This is a genomic window from Dokdonia sp. Asnod2-E02 (genome assembly GCF_045063915.1).
Taxonomy (GTDB): Bacteria; Bacteroidota; Bacteroidia; order Flavobacteriales; family Flavobacteriaceae; genus Dokdonia.
In genome coordinates, this window is record NZ_JBEFNX010000005.1 from 901,084 (window position 1) to 921,586 (window position 20,503).

At 39.9% G+C, this 20,503-nt stretch carries 19 protein-coding genes; 13 read left to right on the forward strand and 6 right to left on the reverse strand.

Annotated features, from left to right (window positions below; all coding sequences use genetic code 11):
* Nucleotides 1-262: 262 nt before the first annotated feature.
* From mdh to secDF, 4 genes are all read left to right on the forward strand, one after another.
* Nucleotides 263-1,189, forward strand: a complete 927-nt coding sequence (mdh, locus tag ACJJVM_RS03980; protein ID WP_405210883.1) for a malate dehydrogenase — start codon at nucleotides 263-265, stop codon at nucleotides 1,187-1,189.
* 118 nt (nucleotides 1,190-1,307) lie between these two features.
* Nucleotides 1,308-2,216 carry a SecDF P1 head subdomain-containing protein gene (locus ACJJVM_RS03985; protein WP_405210884.1) on the forward strand — a complete coding sequence of 303 codons (909 nt, stop codon included), beginning with the start codon at nucleotides 1,308-1,310 and terminating at the stop codon, nucleotides 2,214-2,216.
* 165 nt (nucleotides 2,217-2,381) lie between these two features.
* Nucleotides 2,382-2,975: a hypothetical protein gene (locus ACJJVM_RS03990; RefSeq protein ID WP_405210885.1), complete on the forward strand. Its 594-nt coding sequence runs from the start codon at nucleotides 2,382-2,384 to the stop codon at nucleotides 2,973-2,975.
* 160 nt (nucleotides 2,976-3,135) lie between these two features.
* Nucleotides 3,136-6,117 (forward strand): protein translocase subunit SecDF, encoded by a 2,982-nt coding sequence (gene secDF / locus ACJJVM_RS03995; RefSeq protein WP_405210886.1) that lies wholly within the window; start codon nucleotides 3,136-3,138, stop codon nucleotides 6,115-6,117.
* A 219-nt stretch (nucleotides 6,118-6,336) separates the two neighbouring features.
* Here the strand turns inward: secDF and ACJJVM_RS04000 are convergent, their stop codons facing one another.
* The 3 genes from ACJJVM_RS04000 to ACJJVM_RS04010 form a co-directional block, all read right to left on the reverse strand.
* Entirely contained in the window at nucleotides 6,337-6,978 is a 642-nt protein-coding gene (locus tag ACJJVM_RS04000; protein WP_035336039.1) for a 7-carboxy-7-deazaguanine synthase QueE, read from the reverse strand.
* A gap of 90 nt (nucleotides 6,979-7,068) precedes the next feature.
* Complete coding sequence (locus ACJJVM_RS04005; RefSeq protein ID WP_405210887.1) at nucleotides 7,069-8,226, reverse strand: MFS transporter; 1,158 nt, start codon at nucleotides 8,224-8,226, stop codon at nucleotides 7,069-7,071.
* Nucleotides 8,227-8,349: 123 nt separating this feature from the next.
* Entirely contained in the window at nucleotides 8,350-8,973 is a 624-nt protein-coding gene (locus tag ACJJVM_RS04010; protein ID WP_405210888.1) for a hypothetical protein, read from the reverse strand.
* A gap of 185 nt (nucleotides 8,974-9,158) precedes the next feature.
* On the opposite strand from ACJJVM_RS04010, the gene kynU reads away from it, so the two are divergent.
* From kynU to ACJJVM_RS04055, 9 genes are all read left to right on the forward strand, one after another.
* Nucleotides 9,159-10,421 carry a kynureninase gene (kynU, locus tag ACJJVM_RS04015; RefSeq protein ID WP_405212172.1) on the forward strand — a complete coding sequence of 421 codons (1,263 nt, stop codon included), beginning with the start codon at nucleotides 9,159-9,161 and terminating at the stop codon, nucleotides 10,419-10,421.
* Nucleotides 10,421-11,038, forward strand: coding sequence for an FMN-binding negative transcriptional regulator (locus tag ACJJVM_RS04020; protein ID WP_405210889.1), 618 nt, complete (start codon nucleotides 10,421-10,423; stop codon nucleotides 11,036-11,038). Before kynU ends, ACJJVM_RS04020 begins: the two co-directional genes overlap by 1 nt.
* A 50-nt stretch (nucleotides 11,039-11,088) precedes the next feature.
* Entirely contained in the window at nucleotides 11,089-12,489 is a 1,401-nt protein-coding gene (locus ACJJVM_RS04025) for an FAD-dependent oxidoreductase (protein ID WP_405210890.1), read from the forward strand.
* 15 nt (nucleotides 12,490-12,504) lie between these two features.
* On the forward strand, nucleotides 12,505-12,951 hold the full coding sequence (locus tag ACJJVM_RS04030) for a RidA family protein (protein ID WP_035336030.1): 447 nt from the start codon (nucleotides 12,505-12,507) through the stop codon (nucleotides 12,949-12,951).
* The gene (locus ACJJVM_RS04035; RefSeq protein WP_405210891.1) at nucleotides 12,952-14,394 is read left to right on the forward strand and encodes an aldehyde dehydrogenase; all 1,443 of its coding nucleotides are present in this window, start codon (nucleotides 12,952-12,954) and stop codon (nucleotides 14,392-14,394) included.
* 58 nt (nucleotides 14,395-14,452) lie between these two features.
* Complete coding sequence (locus ACJJVM_RS04040; RefSeq protein ID WP_298352060.1) at nucleotides 14,453-15,232, forward strand: SDR family oxidoreductase; 780 nt, start codon at nucleotides 14,453-14,455, stop codon at nucleotides 15,230-15,232.
* On the forward strand, nucleotides 15,233-15,694 hold the full coding sequence (locus ACJJVM_RS04045) for a DUF1648 domain-containing protein (protein WP_298328686.1): 462 nt from the start codon (nucleotides 15,233-15,235) through the stop codon (nucleotides 15,692-15,694).
* Nucleotides 15,695-15,773: 79 nt separating this feature from the next.
* Entirely contained in the window at nucleotides 15,774-16,865 is a 1,092-nt protein-coding gene (locus ACJJVM_RS04050; RefSeq protein ID WP_405210892.1) for an amidohydrolase family protein, read from the forward strand.
* Nucleotides 16,866-16,931: 66 nt separating this feature from the next.
* Nucleotides 16,932-17,573: an O-methyltransferase gene (locus ACJJVM_RS04055; protein WP_405210893.1), complete on the forward strand. Its 642-nt coding sequence runs from the start codon at nucleotides 16,932-16,934 to the stop codon at nucleotides 17,571-17,573.
* Between the two features lie 110 nt (nucleotides 17,574-17,683).
* Here the strand turns inward: ACJJVM_RS04055 and ACJJVM_RS04060 are convergent, their stop codons facing one another.
* From ACJJVM_RS04060 to ACJJVM_RS04070, 3 genes are all read right to left on the reverse strand, one after another.
* Complete coding sequence (locus ACJJVM_RS04060; RefSeq protein ID WP_405210894.1) at nucleotides 17,684-19,228, reverse strand: S8 family peptidase; 1,545 nt, start codon at nucleotides 19,226-19,228, stop codon at nucleotides 17,684-17,686.
* 137 nt (nucleotides 19,229-19,365) lie between these two features.
* Nucleotides 19,366-19,923: a phosphatase PAP2 family protein gene (locus tag ACJJVM_RS04065; protein ID WP_405210895.1), complete on the reverse strand. Its 558-nt coding sequence runs from the start codon at nucleotides 19,921-19,923 to the stop codon at nucleotides 19,366-19,368.
* A complete protein-coding gene (locus ACJJVM_RS04070; protein WP_035327726.1) occupies nucleotides 19,924-20,205 on the reverse strand; it encodes a twin-arginine translocase TatA/TatE family subunit in 282 nt (93 codons plus the stop codon).
* Between the last annotated feature and the right edge of the window lie 298 nt (nucleotides 20,206-20,503).

A 20,503-nucleotide genomic window follows, 5' to 3' on the forward strand; every position in this document is an offset into this window, starting at 1 on the left:
ATCATACGTTGATTATTAAACTATTCTAAGTTGGGTATTTGAAATGGTTTAAAAAAACAAGCAACATAATATTTGATTCATTTGGATTGTGAATTCAAGCTTGTTATATCCCTGTCACTACTTGTAGCGACAGGGATTTTTTTTTGAAATATCTTAAGACAGTTTTATTACGATAGGTTACATAAAAAGAGGGATATATCGTATTTTCGTAGCAGCCGTGAAAAGCTTTATAAATCAACATAAATATTAAAAATTATATCCAATGAAAGTTACCGTAGTAGGTGCTGGAGCCGTAGGTGCCAGCTGTGCAGAATACATCGCAATAAAAGATTTTGCTAGTGAAGTAGTATTAGTAGACATTAAAGAAGGTTTTGCCGAGGGTAAAGCAATGGATTTAATGCAAACAGCTTCTTTAAACGGTTTTGATACAAAAATCACAGGTACTACTGGTGATTACTCAAAAACTGCTGGTAGTGATATCGCGGTAATTACTTCTGGTATACCTCGTAAGCCAGGTATGACTCGTGAAGAACTTATAGGTATTAACGCAGGTATCGTAAAAAGCGTTGCTGCTAGTCTTGTAAAAGAGTCTCCTAACGTGATCCTTATCGTAGTATCTAATCCTATGGATACAATGACTTACCTAGCTCACAAAGTAACTGGACTACCTAAAAACCGTATCATCGGTATGGGTGGTGCTCTTGACAGTGCTCGTTTTAAGTACCGTCTTGCCGAAGCTCTAGAAGCTCCTATCTCAGATGTAGACGGTATGGTAATAGGTGGACACTCAGATAAAGGAATGGTACCACTTACACGTCTTGCAACTCGCAACAGTGTACCTGTATCAGAATTTATTTCTGACGAGCGTCTTACTCAAGTAAAAGAAGATACTAAAGTAGGTGGAGCAACACTTACTAAACTTCTCGGAACTTCTGCTTGGTATGCACCAGGTGCAGCAGTATCTGGTCTTGTACAAGCAATTGCTTGTGACCAAAAGAAAATATTCCCTTGTTCTACACTACTAGATGGTGAGTACGGTCTTTCTGATCTTTGTATCGGTGTACCAGTAGTACTAGGTAAAAACGGAATCGAAAAAATAGTAGAGATCAAACTTGACGATGCAGAAAAAGCACACCTTGCAGAAAGTGCAGAGGGCGTTAAGAAAACTAACGGATTATTAGAGCTATAATACAGCCTACATAACTCGATACAAAAAGCCTGTTACTTAAATGTAGCAGGTTTTTTTTACGCTTTCGCGAAAGCGTAATCCGCTCATTATTATATATCTTCGGTTTAGAAATTATTTTATGAAAATACAATTATCGCTTTTATACGTACTTCTAAGCTTAGCATCCTGTATAAGTTTCAAACCCAAAAATAGCTTTAAAATTGAAGTCTCCTCACCAGCGCAAGCACTCACAGTGCACCATCTAGAAGCTATAAAAAATAGACTAGCCCCATCTAGTAAGGCTATTAAGATTGAAGCCGTAGGTAATAATCAAGCGTATATTAGTTTAAAAACTAAAACAACAGAAGAACATATAAGAACCCTTCTAAAAACTCCGGGCGCTGTTGCCTTCTACGAGACCGCATCTATAAAACAGATAATGCCCTCCATAATCGATTTATATAATGAGGAACTAGACCCTGAAAGAGACTACAGTATCAAACATTTTAAAGAAGTGTTTGTGGCAGGATTACCTAACAATCCAACATATATAGGATTAAGTAACGTAAAGGATACAGCACTTGTAAACCGCACACTACACTCAGAAAAGGTAAAGGTAGCACTACAAAAAGAAAATCTCAATGTCACATTTGCCTGGGGTATACCAGAAACTAATGGTGTGATAACACTTTATGCACTCATACTGGACTCATCAGGAAAACCGGCGATGCACGGTAATTTTATAACACGCTCCACACAATCTTTTTCTCAAGTAGGAGAGCCCACAATAAACATTGCAATGACAGATACAGCTGCTACAGCGTGGGAAACCCTCACCACAAGAGCGGCTAGAGATAGATTTGCAATAGCCATTGTGATAGATAATCAAGTATATGCAGCACCTATGGCAAACCAACCTATAACTGGTGGACAAACCGAAATAAGCGGTAACTTCACCGTAGAAAGCGCGCACAACCTTACACAAGTAATTTCTACAGGGGTGATACCGCAGCTGGAAATCACATCATTTATTACAAATGGTGACTAAAGATTATTAAACTACTACATACGCTTTCGCGAAAGCGTAACACCTAAAACTACTAGCAGATAGGAGTCTACAAGCCGTTTTAATTAACTAATAAGTAGTCTTTAAAACATTGGGTACTTAGCCTGAGAATATTATATTTGTCGCTTGATGAATAAACATCAATTTGTGAGAAACAAGTGGTACTTATATACATTTATTATTGCCCTAGCTATTTTAGGAATAAGCTTGGAGCAAAATACTGTACCTAACCAAGAGATTCTCATAAAATTTGCTACTTCTCAAAACAATGTACATAACACTCAAGATGCAATTGCACTTGTAAAGAGCAAACTAGAAAATGTAGACGTAAGCAACATCAAAGTTGAAAAGCTTATAGATGGAACACTAAAACTGAGCTACTACAGTGATCTAGAGGTATCTGAGATTCAAGAAATTTTTAGCGAAACAAGTAACAGTCAAGCATATACGACTACTCCTGACCACTACCCTACTGATGATGGCGCAGACTACTATAAGCTAGATATTTACAAAATACAAGACACCAGCGATTTTGACGGTCCAGCGGGTCATATTATTGAGCCTAAGTCTGAGACCACACGTGCTACAAGCTTTGATACCTATGCTGCGTTTAATAACCAGCAAGTAAAAGTAGAAAATAGTAACACACACACAACCTATACTCTTTATAGGTACAATGCTATCGCATTAGAAAATATTCAGTACCGCATACCACAAGTGCGTGCTGGACCTATTTCTTAACAACTTCACCTAGATATATACAGTCTAGCCAGCGGCTAGTTGTAATATCCACAACGCTGCTTCAACACCCAGAAGTGGCAATTATTATCAATTAATTATTTATCAACTTTCAGAAATTGCAGTTTACAAAAACTCTTTTTCTGAACTCAAACAAAGCAAAATGCAAAACAAAGGACTCATTAGAGTTTTTGCGTTAATTTTTGGTCTGGTATGTTTATACCAACTATCATTTACGTATTTAACAAACAAAACAGAAGACGAAGCAAAGGCATATGCCGTTGCACAAGCGCCTACAGATGCAGATGCACAAGATCTCATAGAGCGCACGTACTTAGACAGCATAGGAGCAAATCCTATCTTTGCTGGCATCACTTATAATGATGCAAAAGAGAAAGAGCTTAACAAAGGTCTGGATCTTAAAGGGGGTATCAACGTGATACTTCAGATATCTATACGTGATATCTTAGGTGGTCTTTCTAACAACAGTACAGACCCGGCATTTATCGCAGCACTAGATGCTACAGATGAGGCACAAAAAGATAGTCAAAACACTTACTTTGAAGATTTTGTAACAGAATTTGAAAAGCAGGGTGGGCAACTAGCCTCTCCAGATATCTTTGCAAATGTTGTTCTAGAAGACAAAGTAAACACAGGAATGAGCAACTCTGAAGTTGCTACAGTTCTTGAAGGTGAAATTACAGAGACTGTAGGGTCTGCTTTTGAAACATTACGTAATCGTATTGATAAGTTTGGAGTTACACAACCTAACATCCAGTCTCTAGGAGATAATGGGCGTATACTTGTTGAGCTTCCAGGAGCAAAAGATATTGATCGTGTAAGAGGTCTTCTTGAAAAGACAGCACAACTTGAGTTTTACACAACTCACTATGCTGGTGAAGCTCTTAACTACCTTATAGGAGCAAATGAGACACTAAGAACTCTTGTTGCTGCATCTGAGAAAAAAGAAGCTGCAGTTGCTCAAGACAGCACACTAGATGATAATGTATCTGATCTACTTAAAGATGTAGATGAAGAAGAAGAGGAGCAAGATTTTGGACCACTATTTAAAATATTTAGCCCAAACCAGCAAGCTGTACAGTTTAGCCAAGTACCTACTGTAGGATTTGCTGCTGTAAAAGACACAGCAACAATCAACTCTTACTTAAGAAACCCAGCAGTTATCAAGCAGCGCCCAGCGTCTTTACGTTATGCGAAGTTTGCTTGGGGTGTGCCAGAAGAAGAAGGAGCAGACATCGTAGGTCTTTATGCACTTGAGTCTAACAGACAGGGAGCACCTTATATGGACGGAGATGTTGTAAACGACTCACGCCAGCAATTTACACAAACACAACAACCTGCTGTAGGTCTTGATTTTGAAGGACAAGGGGTTAACCAGTGGGCAAAACTTACTCGTGAGGTTGCTCAAAAAGGAAATGCTATCGCTATTGCACTAGATGGTAATGTTTACTCTGCAGCAACAGCTCGTCAAGAGATTAAAGGAGGTAGCACAGAGATCTCTGGTAACTTTACGGTAGCAAGCGCACAAGATCTTGCAACAGTATTAAACGCAGGTAAACTTCCTGCATCTGCTAAGATTATTCAAGCAGAAGAAATAGGACCATCATTAGGTCAAGAGGCTATTAACTCTGGTATCTTATCATTCTTAATCGCACTTTCACTAGTACTTATCTGGATGGTATTTTACTACGGTAAAGCCGGAGGATTTGCAGATATCGCACTTGTAGTAAACATCCTTTTCATCTTTGGAGTACTTGCAGGTCTTGGAGCTGTACTTACACTTCCTGGTATTGCGGGTATCGTACTTACTATAGGTATGTCTGTGGATGCAAACGTACTTATCTTTGAGCGTATTAAAGAAGAGATACGCAAAGGGAAGTCTCAAAAAGATGCTATTAAAGACGGTTTTAACAATGCACTTTCATCTATTCTTGATGCAAACATTACGACGTTCTTAACGGCACTTATCCTTTTCTTATTTGGAACAGGACCGGTACAAGGATTTGCAACTACACTTATGATAGGTATTGCAACATCACTTTTCTGTGCAATCTTTATCACACGTCTATTTATAGATGGATACGGTAAAAACGGAAAGTCTCTAGAGTTTGCTACAGGTATGACTAAGAATCTATTTGTAAATAACAATGTAGACTTCTTAGGAAAACGTAAAATTGCTTACGCTATCTCTGGAGTACTTATCGTAGGAGGTCTTGCTGCTTTATTAACAGGAGGTCTTGACGCAGGTATTGACTTTGTAGGAGGTCGTACGTACACAGTACGTTTTGACCAACCTATGAATGCACAAGAAGTAGAAGATGCACTTGTTGCAGATTTTGGAAGTGCAGATGTAAAAACTTTTGGAGCAGATAATCAATTAAAGATTACTACAAAGTACCGTATCGATGAGACAGGTACAGATATAGATGCTCAGGTTGAGCAACAACTATTTACATCACTTACACCATTCTTACCTAGCGGTATGAGCTATGCAGCTTTTGCAAAGTCTACAGATGATAAGCAGGTAGGTAAAATGGAATACTATATGGTAGGTCCTACTATTGCAGATGATATTAAGAAAGGAGCACTTTTTGCCGTAATCGGTTCATTAATTGTGGTATTCTTATACATCTTATTACGTTTCCGTAGATGGCAATTCTCTCTTGGAGCTGTAGCTGCAGTTTTCCACGATGTATTGTTAGTACTAGGTGTATTTGCAATATTCAAAAACATAATGCCATTTGATATGGAGGTAGATCAAAACTTTATTGCGGCTATTCTTACCGTAATTGGGTACTCTCTGAATGATACCGTGGTAGTTTTTGACCGTATACGTGAGTACATTAAAGAGCACGGTTCTACTAGAGGATTTGGTAAATTAATTAACCAAGCACTTAACAGTACATTAAGCCGTACACTTAATACGTCTGTAACTACGTTAATCGTACTTCTAGCGATCTTCTTCTTAGGAGCTCCATCTATTAGAGGATTAATGTTTGCACTTATTGTAGGTGTAATCGTAGGTACATATTCTTCACTATTTATCGCAACTCCTGTAATGTTTGACACAGTACAGAAGAAAGGATTAAAGGAAGAAAAAGAAGAGGAAGAAGTAGAAGCATAAGCTTCTAAGAAACTCAATAAATCAAAAAATCCGCTACTGAGAAGTAGCGGATTTTTTTATGTTCTTTCGCGAAAATTAGCTGTTAGCAAATATAAAGTTGCTGGATATTTGACGATGAAATTTTTAACAAAGAAGTACAGAAACTGTTGAGCTACCAACTTCATCATCTCCGTAAAAGTATCACTGGCTTATGGCATATCGCCTAAAGCTTTAAGCCTACTATGGTATATTTAAATACTTATGTGTCTGTAAGCTCACCTTCCACTTTGGGTTTTTCATCACATAATCTACAATGAGTGGCACCATTTTATCACGCACAGACCATTCTGGTTGTAAGTACAAAATACAGTCCTCACCCACTTGTGCGGCGTGCTTCTCTGCAAAGTCAAAATCTGACTTATTAAAGATAATCACCTTCAGTTCGTTTGCTTTTTCTAGTACAGACTGCGTAGGTAGCATACGTTTTTTGGGAGAAAGACATATCCAGTCCCAATCACCAGAAAGCTGGTAGGCACCAGAAGTTTCTATGTGAGTTGTAAGTCCTAGTGACTTTAATTTTTTAGTAAGCGGGTTCATATCCCACATAAGCGGCTCACCACCCGTCACCACAATAGTATCTGAGTACTTTGCAGCATTTTCGGCAATGGTATTTGCATTTGTAGGAGGGTGTATTGCAGCATCCCAACTTTCCTTCACATCACACCAGTGACATCCCACGTCACAACCACCTACTCGTATAAAGTAAGCTGCTGTTCCTTTATGGAATCCTTCTCCTTGTATGGTATAAAATTCCTCCATAAGCGGAAGCATCTCACCAAGGTCTATTTGTGCTTGTAATGAATCTAGGGCCTGTTTTGTCATAGCGTGCAAAGATAGATAATACTACTAGATTTAAAACTATTTACAATAACTGTCTACTTTACCTTAACATACGTGTAGCTATAGTTGGAGTTAATTACGCTTTCGCGAAAGCGTAATCCCAATAATCATCGCTAGTAATGCTCCACCACCTAGCACCGTAAAGCTCAGCTTGAGACTTGAAAAATCTGCCAAAAACCCCACCAATGGTGGACTCGCAAGAAACCCTATAAAACCAGCTCCCGCAACAAAAGAAATACCGTCTGCGCTGTTTACTCCTTTTGCTTTCCCTGCGAGTCTAAGCAACTCAGGAATAATCACAGAAAAGCCGAGCCCTATAATTGCAAAACCTACAAGAGTGACATAGGTACTAGCTGAGAGTACCGCTAGGTAGCCTACAACCGCAAGAAGAGCTCCACCTATGATAATTTTGAAGGACCCAAAACGCTTACTCACCCCATCACCAAAGAAACGCCCTATGGCCATAAACAGTGAGAAAAGCAAAAACCCCATTCCTGCAGTTTTTTCTGTAGCTACTTGCACAATATCTTCTAGATAGAGCTTACTCCACTGCTCAATGGCGCCTTCACTTCCCATAATTACAAGAGCTATAATGGTAAGACCTAGCAGCGGTTTGAGTAAATTGAAATTAAGTGTCCCGTGACTATCATCTATAGGGGTTCTATGAGCTATATAACTTTTGCAAAGCCACAAATTTGTGACAATGACCAGAATTGCAGCTCCCATACCGTGATAAACAGGCACCTTAACAAGGTCTATTATAAAATAACCTATCACTGCGGCAATTGCTCCTCCTATAGAAAAGAAACCGTGAGAAGAACTCATAATATGCACATCATCTTCGGTTTCAATATCTGAGACGAGCGCATTCATTGCTATATCTGTAAAACAAGAAAATAGCCCTACAGAAAACAAGGAAACACACAAAAGTGCATAAGATGGAGCAAGTAATGGCATTATAAACAATAGTGAGAAGATAATAACACCTACTACTGTAGATGCCCCTACTCCCACTCGCTTTATAACTCGAGAGGCCACCGTGAGCGACACGAGACTTCCTAACCCCATACAGAATAAAGCTACGCCTAACTCTCCATCATCTATTCCTAGCTTTTCTTTTACTCTCGGGATGTAAAGCACCCAAGTACCTATCATAATATTGAGTGAAGCAAAAACCCAAGCGGGTGCAAAGTATCTTTTTCTTGATAGTATGAGAAACAGAGAGTTCATCTCTCAAAAGTAAATCATCTTATAACTCAAACCACAATAGCGCAAGATTTTGTGCGCAAACGTTTTATAATAAAAAGGTCTCCCATATTGAGAGACCTTTTTATTATAGTATGTCAGTAATATTTACTCTTGAACTGTTACATTTTTCCATTTTCCACCACCAAAATAAAATCCTAAAGAGATACCAAAGTACCCATTCTTTACAGCACTAAACTCATTATTATTAAGGTCACGTAATTGACCTTCAGGCGCAAAATTATACTCTGCAGCAAGTCTAAACTTAAAGTAGTCAAAACCTACTCGCAACATCCCACCTAGACCATTATCGGTTTCAATATTATTTGCATCGTCATATTCATCAAAATCTGCGATTACGTTTGCACTAGAAACATATCCTATCCCGGCACCACCAAATACTGCAAAAGGTGACCCATCTTTATGGTAAAAGTAATAATCTATTGTACCTAGGTATGATCCATAAACAGTAACGACATCTGTTTCAAAAGCTTCAATTCCATTAGAAGGACTTGTTAACTCGGCAAGTGCCGCACCACCTATTCTAAAACCTACATTTATCTTTTCATCTATTGACCATTTAGGTTCCAGATTAAATAAGACACCATCTCCATATTCATTACCGGCAGCATAACCAAGGCGTATATCAAATCTAAATTTTTCTTTTTCTTGTGCAGTAACCTGTGTGTAGCAACCTGCAATTAGTAAAAGTAGTACAACTAGTTTTTTCATAAAGTTTATTATTAAATGGTCCACAAATATAAATAACCTCCGCTCTCAACGTAAGAAAAACCCCGTTACATATTACAATTTAAATGTGCTGAACATTTGCGCTGCTTCATATGCTTGTAAAGACATTTTCTCCCTTAAAATCATTATTTTTAGACAAGCAACAGTTCTTCAAGAAAACAGCATATATGGTGTATGAAAATAATCTCGCTTTCGCGAAAGCGCAAGACGAAAAAGATCCCCTTAAAGAGTACCGTAATCACTTCTACATACCAGTAGACAAAGAGGATAACGAACTTATCTACCTCTGCGGAAACAGTCTAGGCTGCCAGCCAAAATCTGTCGCACAATACATCGAGCAAGAACTCAATGACTGGGCAGATCTGGGTGTTGAAGGGCATTTTAAAGAAGAAACTCCGTGGATGTCTTATCACGAGGAACTCGCAAAACCTATGGCACACATTGTAGGTGCAAAACCGAGTGAGGTAGTGATAATGAATACCCTCACGACAAACCTTCACTTGATGATGGTTTCGTTTTACAATCCTACGCCATCACGTCATAAAATAATTATAGAAAGCGATGCTTTCCCATCAGATAAGTATGCGGTAGAAAGTCAGATACGCCAGCGTGGATACGATCCAGAGACGAGCCTTATACTTTGGCAACCTCGAGAAGGAGAAGAATTATGCCGTTATGAAGACCTAGAAGCACTTGTAAAAGAACACGGCGACGGCGTTGCGCTTCTTTTAATTGGTAACACAAACTATTATTCTGGGCAGTGCTACCCTATTAAAAAAATCACTGATTTAGGTCACAACAACGGCAGCAAAGTAGGCTTTGACCTTGCACACGGCGTGGGTAATATTATGCCAGACTTACACGAGAGCGGTGCAGATTTTGCCGTGTGGTGTACTTATAAATACCTCAACAGCGGCCCAGGAAGTCTAGGTGGATGCTTTGTACACGAGCGCCACCATACAGATAAAAACATACAGCGCTTTACGGGCTGGTGGGGACAAAATAAGGACACACGCTTTAATATGCGCAAAGGCTTTGACCCAATTCCAACTGCCGAAGGCTGGCAATTATCAAATCCTCCTATCCTCAGTATGGCAGCTGTAAAAGCGAGCTTAGATATTTTTGAGGAAGCTGGTATGAGCAACATACGTGCAAAATCTGAAAAACTCACTGGTTACCTGGAGTTCTTAGTAAACGAACTCAACAATGAGCACATTGCTATCATTACACCTAGCGATCCAGCGCAACGTGGGTGCCAACTAAGTATTCAAGTAAAAAATGCCGATAAGAGTTTACACAAAAAACTAACCGAAGCAGGAGTCATCTCAGACTGGCGTGAGCCAGATGTAATACGCGTCGCTCCAGCACCGCTTTACAATAGTTATCAAGACGTATTTGAAATGGTAGAACGACTCAAAAAGATACTGTAATGTATATCCCTGAGATTTATAAAAATGAAAACCCAGAAGAGATACGCAGTTTCTTAAAAGAGAATGCTTTTGGGATCCTTGTCACAAATCTTGATGGAAAATCGTGTGCGACACACATCCCTTTAGAATTATCAAAACGCCCAGACGGCACCGAAATCATACACGCACACATCTCAAAAATGAATGAGCAAGTTGCTCACCTCAAAAATGGCGCAGAGGCGCTCTGTATTTTTAATGGACCTCACAGTTATATTTCGGCTAGTTGGTACGACTTTGAAGAAGTATCCACTTGGAACTATACGGCCGTACAAGTGAGAGGTATTGTGCGTTTACTAGATAAGGAAGGCACTTATAAATCCATCAAAGCATTGATGGATAAGTATGAAGCTCCGCAAAAAAATCCAATAGATATGGATACGCTTTCTGAAAAAACATTGCGACAAATAAACGGCGTCGTGGCATTTGAGATTGAGATCACGAGTATTGAAGCTGTAAAAAAGATGTCACAAAACAGAAATGACAAAAATCACGCTGCTGTAGTATCTAGCTTACGCGAAAATGGAACTCCAAACGACAAAGCCGTCGCAGACGAAATGGAGTGCTTGAGAAATAAATAAAAATTCAAACAGTACTAACGGAGAAATCACACTAGTACTCACAATATAATATGGCAAAACAAGAACACATACTCATTATAGGCGCTGGGCTTTGCGGTTCGCTTCTAGCCTTACGTATGGCGCAACGTGGTTATAAAATCACCTTGATGGAAAAGCGTCCAGACCTAAGAGCCGTACATCAAGATGCCGGTAGAAGTATAAATCTCGCTTTATCAGATAGAGGTTTAAAGGGAATACGCCTTGTAGGTCTTGAGGATCGAGTAAAAGATTTGTGTATCCCTATGAATGGAAGGATGTTGCACGACAAAGAAAGTAACACCCTTTTTAGTCCGTATTCTGGACGTACAGATGAATACATAAATTCTATCTCACGTACAGACCTCAACATTATGCTACTCAATGCGGCAGATGAGTATGATACCTTACAAGTACAATTTAACCAGGCGTGTACAAACGTAGATCTTAAAAATGCTACGGCAACCTTTACAGATTATCACACAAAAGAAGAGCAAACCATCACTGCAGATATTATTCTAGGAGCAGATGGTGCAGGATCTGCAGTGCGTAAGAGTATGTATATGAGTCGCGACTTTTTATTCAGCTTCTCGCAAGATTACTTAGGTCACGGTTATAAGGAACTCACCTTCCCTCCTGCCGAAAATGGCGGTTACCGAACTGAAAAAAATGCCTTACACATCTGGCCACGTGGTCGTGATATGATTATTGCTTTGCCTAACCTAGATGGGAGTTTTACCGTAACGCTATTTATAGATTATGAAGATGCTCCAGATAGTTTTGCATCTCTAGATAGCCCAGCTGCAATTACAGAATACTTTACAAGACAGTTTCCAGACGCTATCCCTATGATGCCAGAACTGGTAAAAGAATATGAAGAAAATCCTGTAGGGCCGCTAGGTACTATAAAATGCCACCCGTGGAGCGCCTTTGGAAAAACGTGCATCCTAGGAGATGCGGCACACGCCATTGTTCCATTTTATGGACAAGGGATGAATGCTAGTTTTGAAGATGTGGTAGTTTTTGACGAGACGCTCGATACATTTGGCGATCAAGGATGGGAGAAAGTTTTCAAAGAATTTGAAAAAACCAGAAAACCAGATACAGATGCCATTGCAGACCTTGCGGTAGATAACTTTCACGAGATGAAAGAACACACGGCTCACCCTATGTTTCAAGAAAAGAGAAAGCTAGAGACACAATTTGAGAAAGAATTCCCAAAGGAGTATTACTCAAAATATAGTTTAGTAACTTTTAACGAGGCGATAGGATACAAAGAGGCAATGACGCGCGGTAGAGCACAAAACAAGGCTATTTTAAACCTACTGGATGACGGATTGCTACCTGATTCTCTTTCGCTTAAAGCGAAATTAAAAAAAGTACAACAGGCTACAGAAGACATCTTGCACGACGATGCCATAGCCGGAAACATATAACAAAATCATATACTTATGAGTGATAAAGATTTAGACCTACGTTTACAAGGCGATCCTTTTAATGAAAAGAAAGTGACACCTAGAGGAGCTTATCCTCATATTAAAAGAGCTGGAGACTTTCTATTTGTCTCGGGCACGAGCAGCCGCAAGGCAGATAACACCTTTGCCGGCGTGCACGTGATAGACGAGATGGGCACAATGCATCTAGATATCAAAGAGCAAACCAGAGCCGTGCTAGAAAACATCAAGAAAACACTTGCAACCGCAAATGCCACGATGGAAGATGTGGTAGATGTTACGTCGTTTCTTGTAAATATGAATGATTTTGGCGGTTACAACGAAGCCTACGGAGAGTTTTTTAATAAAGAAACTGGCCCTGCAAGAACCACCGTAGCCGTACACCAGCTACCACATCCGCATCTGGTGGTCGAGATTAAGGTAATGGCTTATAAGCCGGAATAGATGAACATCAAAAACTACATAAACGGCGACTATAAAAATCCAGCATCAAATGATTGGTTAGACAATTATGAGCCAGCTTCTGGTGAGGTATATGGTCAGACCCCTAATAGTAGTGCGCAAGATATTGAGGAGGCTACTGCTTTCGCGAAAGCGGCATTCCCACAGTGGTCTAGCACCACACTTGATGAGCGCAGTCGCATCTTGATGAACATCGCAAGTGGCATTGAAGCTAGACTTGAAGAACTTGCGCTAGCCGAAAGTCGCGATAATGGGAAACCGGTATCACTAGCAATGGCTGTAGATATCCCAAGGGCGGCGAGTAACTTTCGGTTTTTTGCAAATGCAATCACTCAGTTTTCGGCAGAGAGTCACGAGAGTGTGGGAATGAACGCAATGAATTTTACCCTGCGTAAACCCATAGGTGTTGTGGGATGCATAAGTCCGTGGAATTTACCACTGTATCTCTTTACCTGGAAAATCGCTCCCGCAATAGCCGCTGGTAATTGTGTGATTGCAAAACCTAGTGAAATCACTCCTATGACGGCTTATCTGCTAGGTGAGATTTGTACAGAGGCCGGGCTTCCTCCTGGTGTTCTCAATATTGTACACGGATTAGGACACACAACAGGACAAGCAATTTTAGAACATAAAGATATCAAGGCGATAAGCTTTACGGGAGGCACAAAAACGGGAGCGCATCTCGCAAAGACGTGTGCACCTATGTTTAAAAAATTATCACTAGAGCTAGGTGGTAAAAACCCAAACCTCATTTTTGCCGATTGTAATTATGAAGATATGCTTGCCACAACCGTGAGAAGCTCCTTTGCAAATCAAGGGCAAATCTGTCTCTGTGGGAGTCGCATTTTTGTAGAGCGATCTATTTATGACCGATTTAAAAGTGATTTCATTTCAAAAGTCAAGGAGTTAGTCGTGGGCCATCCATCACAAGGGAAAACAAACCTTGGAGCTCTCGTATCAAAATCACACCTTGAGAAAGTAGAAGACTACATTAATAACGCACAGACTTACGGAGGTACTGTCCTTTATGGTGGTAAGCGAGTAACCGTTGCAGGATATGAGAATGGCTATTACTTAGAACCTACGGTTATTGAGGTGGACAGTAATAACTGCAAACTTAACCAAGAAGAGATTTTTGGACCTGTGGTGACCATAATGCCTTTTGACACCGAAGAAGAAGCCCTTGCACTAGCAAACGGAACAAAATACGGACTCTCTGCAACAGTTTGGACTCAACAACTTGACAGAACAATGCGTTTAAGCAATGCACTTGAAGCTGGTATTGTCTGGGTGAATACGTGGATGAATCGAGATTTGCGCACACCCTTTGGCGGAGTGAAAGCTAGCGGCGTGGGTCGTGAAGGTGGTTTTGAAGCGCTCCGATTTTTTACTGAAGCAAAGAATGTTTGTATAAAATATAATTAGAAAATAAAATTAGAGCTCACTCGAACAGATTAGTTCGCTACGCTCGCAATCACATACTATGAAACTAAACCTAACTAATAAAAATGCACTCGTCTGTGGCTCTACAGCAGGGATCGGACTAGCAACCGCAATGGGTCTAGCAGAAGAAGGTGCAAACGTAACCCTTGCCGCTCGTACAGAAGAAAAGCTCAAAACCGTAATCACGCAGTTACCTAATAACGGTTCACAAAAACACAGCTATGTGGTGGCAGATTTTACAAATCCGCAGGAGGTGGCAGCTGCTGTTTCGGCAACGGGCAATGTATATCACATATTAATCAATAACACAGGTGGCCCTCCAGGTGGACCAATAGTGGATGCAGATGTTACCGCTTTCGCGAAAGCGTTTACACAACACCTACAAACCAATCACCTATTAACACAAACAGTACTTCCCGGAATGAAAGCCGAAGGATATGGACGCATTATTAACGTGATCTCTACCTCGGTAAAGCAACCGCTAGATGGGCTAGGTGTGAGTAACACCATACGTGGTGCCGTGGCAAACTGGAGTAAAACGATGGCAAATGAACTAGGGCAATACGGCATCACCGTAAACAACGTACTTCCTGGCGCAACCGCCACTGGCAGACTCTCTGAGATTATAGAAAACAAGGCAAAAAAGACTGGGAAATCTATAGAAGAGGTATCACAAACTATGGCAAACGCTTCACCAGCAAAACGTTTTGCAAAGCCAGAAGAGGTAGCAAATGCAATCGTTTTTCTTGCTAGTGAAGCCGCTTCATTTATTAATGGAATAAATGTCCCAGTAGATGGAGGGCGCACAAAAAGCTTGTAGATGGATATTAAAAAGATTTTCTGGATACTAAGTTGGCTCGTAGCGGGAGTTACCTTTGCGATGATTCTGATACATTATGGGGATATTCCAGACGAGGTACCTATGCACTTTGATGCGACTGGGGTGGTAGATAGATATGGTTCAAAAAATGAACTTTTTATCTTACCCGCACTTAGCGTCTTACTTATCTTACTATTCCAGTTTATGACAGGCAAGTCTATAAAGATTAACAAGCATAAACAAGGGGTTAAAAATGAGGCACAGGTTACCGTTACAAAAACCTTTATGTCACAAATGGCGCTATATTGCACCCTTCTTTTTGGGTGGTTGGTATATCAATCTATGGCAGTTGCCGTGGGTAAACAGACGGGATTAAGCAGTTATTTTTTGGTTGCAACCTTTGGCGGTTTTATTATACTACTCGTCTTATATTATATACAACTCAAGAAGGTAAAAGAGTAAGGCGGTACTCGTATAATAATTGTATTTTTAAAAACACAACAGCGATTGCGTAGTACGCTTTCGCGAAAGCATACTCAATATGTCACATAAAAAACTTCGTATAAACGGCCACTCTCACCTACTTCCCTATCCAGAGGAGATCCCTCAGTTTATGAAAGACAAAGGGATTTTTTGGGTAGACAAAGACCGAAAGTTTATGCTCCAAAAAGACTGGAGCAGACCTGTGACAGATTCTAGTTTTTTCTTGCACGAAAAACTGGAGTGGATGGAACGCAACAAGGTAGACCACGCGGTGGTACTTAACCTCTCGCAACTTTATGGAAACGGACTGCGTCTAGAGGAAATGAAGCAAGCACTTAAGTTTCAAAATGACTTTAATGCGCGAGTGCAACAAGATCACCCAGATAAATTTACTACTGGTTTTGTGGTACACCCAGGGTTTGTGCGTGGAGCATTATGGGAGATAGAGCGATGTGTAGAAGTGCTAGGTATGGATTTACTATGCTTGCCTACACACTATATGGATACCATCGGGACGTGGCGATGTATTTTTGATGAAGAAAATGAACCTATTTTTGAACTTGCAAGCAAGTATAATCTCGCAGTAGAGATTCACCCGTACGATGGTGAGAAGTTTATAAAACTGCAGAATACAAACTGGCGTTTTCACCTCATCTGGATGCTTGCACAATGTGCAGATGCCTACCACTTTCTTACGCTTAATGGCTATGCAGATAAGTATCCAGGTATGCGTGTATGCTTTGCACACGGTGGCCAACTAGCACAAATAAATCTAGGGAGACGTATACAAGGTTTTGACGGAAGGCCAGATCTTTTTGAAGGAAAAACACACCCACGTAAATCTGTGGGACATCCTAATATCTTTTTTGACACCCTAGTACACGATACAAATTCGCTTAAAATGGTAATAGAAAACCAAGGAAGCAAGCAGGTGGTTATGGGACTTGATGATCCATACCCGCTGGGTGAGATGGAAAGCGATAACCAGAGTAGTTATCCTGGTAAGATATTAGATCTTGCTTTAGAACGCGAGATTATTAATGCTAAGGAGTATGACCAGATATGGGATGATAATGTTGTGCGCTGGCTATATGGAGATGATGAGAAGCGCAAGGAAGCTTTCAGGAAAAGAATATTAGGCGAAAAATAAATTATTGCATTACCTAGACCTATCTCAAAAACGATGGGTAATTTTGCCCTTTCAAACTTATTTATAATGCATTTTTTACCAGAGGAACTTGATGATTATGTGGTTGCCCACTCGGCGCAAGAACCTGCTCATCTCAAAGCGCTTACAAAGGAAACCTACCAAAAGATACTACAACCACGTATGCTTTCTGGTGCCTACCAAGGTAGAGTGCTTAGTATGATAAGCAAGCTAGTAAACCCAAAAAACATTCTTGAGATAGGTACTTTTACAGGCTACTCTGGCTTATGTCTCGCCGAAGGTTTACAACAAGAAGGCTCTCTACACACCATAGATATTAAGGAAGAACTTGTAGACTTCCAGCGCAAGCATTTTGACGCTTCGCCTTACGGATCACAAATTACACAGCACCTCGGTAAAGCGTTAGATATCATTCCAACCATTGACACTACTTTTGACCTCGTTTTTATAGATGCAGATAAACGCAACTACATTAATTACTATAATGTGATTATTGATAAGATGAGCAAGGGTGGCATTATCCTTTCTGATAATGTGCTCTGGAGCGGCAAAGTGGTTGAATCACTTAATGAGAAAGACATAGACACTAAAGTGTTACTGGAGTATAACAAGCTACTCAATGAAGACAAACGTCTAGAGACCGTTCTATTACCTATAAGAGATGGGCTTACGGTGAGTCGTGTGAAGTAGTGTATTACTCGTTTTAATTACGCTTTCGCGAAAGCGTAATTCTAAACATCATAAAAAAAGGTCTCATTGATGGTTACAATGAGACCTTACTAATTTAAAAAACATCCTATTTACTGCACAGCTTGATAGGCATCTATATTACCATAACCGTACTTACTACTCGTATTACCATATAAGTCTGATGACTGGCGTAGTCTATTAAGAACCTGCTGTCTTGACCAGTTAGGGTATTTTGACCAAACCATTGCGGCTACTCCCGCCATAGTTGCTGTAGCTACAGATGAGCCACCTACATAATCACGTTGCCCCTGATTGAAACCTATCACTGGTGTTGTTCTATTATCATTACTATCGCGCTCCATCACAATTGTAAACTGTATCTCACTACCATCGTGACAAACGTCACACTCTCTATAACCTCCAGACCAATCTGTCACCCCTGTCACTGCGACAGCCTCAGACATACTTGCTGGAAAAATAACTGGATACCAGTTTGTAGCACTCGTACTTGTACCACCAGCAGCAAATATGAGTTTGCCACGACTATATGCATAACGCACAGCATCTCTTACATTACCTATACTCCAAGGGTAACCTATAGACATTGAGATAATGTCTACATCACTCCTATCTGCAAGTGCTCGTAATGCGTTAGACACCCCCTTGCGCTCGTGATAATCATTAAGAACAACATCAGATGTTCCTCTATACATTACAAGATTTGCATCATAAGCTACTCCAGAAGGAAGGCCATCATTATTGCGAGGTCCGGCAGCGACTCCTGCCATACTTGTACCGTGACCACAACGGTCATTTGGTCCATCTAGATTATTAGACCACCACCAGGCAGAGTCTATATAAGTTCCATATTTTTCTACCGTTCTTCCATTTATAGAAGCTCCATCTCCAAAACTGTTACCTAGCAATGGCTGGTTAGGTGAAAGACCAGTATCTATAATACCTATTGTAATACCTGCACCACGAGAGCGCCCCCAAGCGCTAGCTATATTGTGACGATCAAACGTCCAAGGTACTAGTGCTCCAGGCCATATACTTCTATAATCTGCACTATTAAGGCTACTGCCACTAGTATCACAACCTGCACTGCGTGTTTGGGTAGGCGCCGGCTTTGCTCCCTGTGGAGTAGTGATGTCGTAATAAGAATAACCGTTAGGTTCTAAATACCTCACTCCATCTGAGGCTAGCAGCTCTCTTATAGTTTCCAGCTTTGTGACCTCAAGATCTACGACATTAAGAACCTCATCTTCTTTTACTCTGAAGTCTTTTTTGGCAACTTGCTCACTACTTTGAACCAGATCCATAAGACTGAGCCTTGTGGCATCAAGGCGATCGTTTTTTTCTGTTCTAAAGCTTTCACCTTTTTCACCATAACCTATGGTAAGAACTTTACCTCCGTGCACTGTGGCACTCCAAAGGACATTGGCCGGGACTTCACTCCAAGAGAATGATTGTTTTTCATAAAATGACTGGTTGATTAAGGCGTTAATCTCTTCGATAGTTAAAAACGCGTCTGAATCTTGAAGGTTTACTTCTACATTTTCTGTAATAAGGTCTGACGCTTCATCTTGATCTTTTGTACAAGAGAATGCCGCAAGAAGGCACATTCCTAATACTAGGGAGCTTGTTTTCTTCATATTGATTGGGTTTGTGTTAAAACTGCCTCAATGTATTAAAATTTTAATAATTATGCGTGCATAATATTAAATTCGTAAAATTTTACATAAAATTTTGAAGAATACGCTTTTATCAACAAGCTATGCTTATGTTTAATTTAAGCCTTTTGAAGTACCTGCTTACCTAAATATTTCCAAAAATAGAAACCTATAGTAGTCCCCACAAGTGCCCCTACTAATATGTCACCAGGATAATGTACCCCCACAAGAATGCGACTCATAATAAAAAGTAGTGGCCAGATATAAAATACGTACACCCATTTAAATCTTGACCGCAATGCTAGTACAACAAATGTGGTCATTGCAAATGAGACCGCTGCGTGACCAGAGAAAAAACTAAAGTTACCCGGAGTTTGTAATACTCGTATAAGCTCTGCGAGCTCTGTATTATTATTAGGCCTTAGTCTACCTACTGTATTTTTTACAATTTCCGTCAGACCAAGAGTTACAGCAAAAACTACGAGTGTAATACCTACACCTATAAATGCCTTACGGCGTGTGTATACTATAAAAAAGAGAATGAAAAAGAGAATGTATAGCGGTGTCCAGTGCTCAATCTTAGTCACAAAAATCCAGAAGGCGTCATATTTTTCTATACCCAGACTATTAAGATATATAAATAGTGACCTATCCCATTGCTGGAGTTGTTCCCACATCTAGAGCGATCTTTTAATAGGGCCAGTGATGTCGTTTATATCTTCCTTTGCCTTATCTATTTCTTTCTTGATATCCTTAGTCACATCAAGATCTATATCGTTACGCTCTGCAGTTTTAGTTATTTCAGATTTGATATCATTTGTAGCGTCTTTAATTTGACGCATACCTTTCCCTAAACCACGTGCGATTTCTGGAACTTTATCTGCACCAAAAACCATAATCACTATAAAAATAATGAAGGCAATCTCGGTACCAGAAATAAATAGAGGTAAACTTATCATAGACTACAAAGATATTTAATAGCAATATGGTTTAAAAACTTTATATAATATTATTGAGCACATTAACGATGTGTTTTACGCTTTCGCGAAAGCGTAATCAGATTTTCATACTTTATTAACCAAAGCATAGAGTCTACCTGCTTAAATCACAAACTATAAAAACCCAACATACTTAAAATCAACACATTAATGATTTTAAAAAAGTTGCTTAAGCTATAACTAAAAAATCAATTAAAAAAAACTTTAAGATTTTTGTAACATTTTGCAACTTTGCCTCGTATAATAGACAAACGTCAAC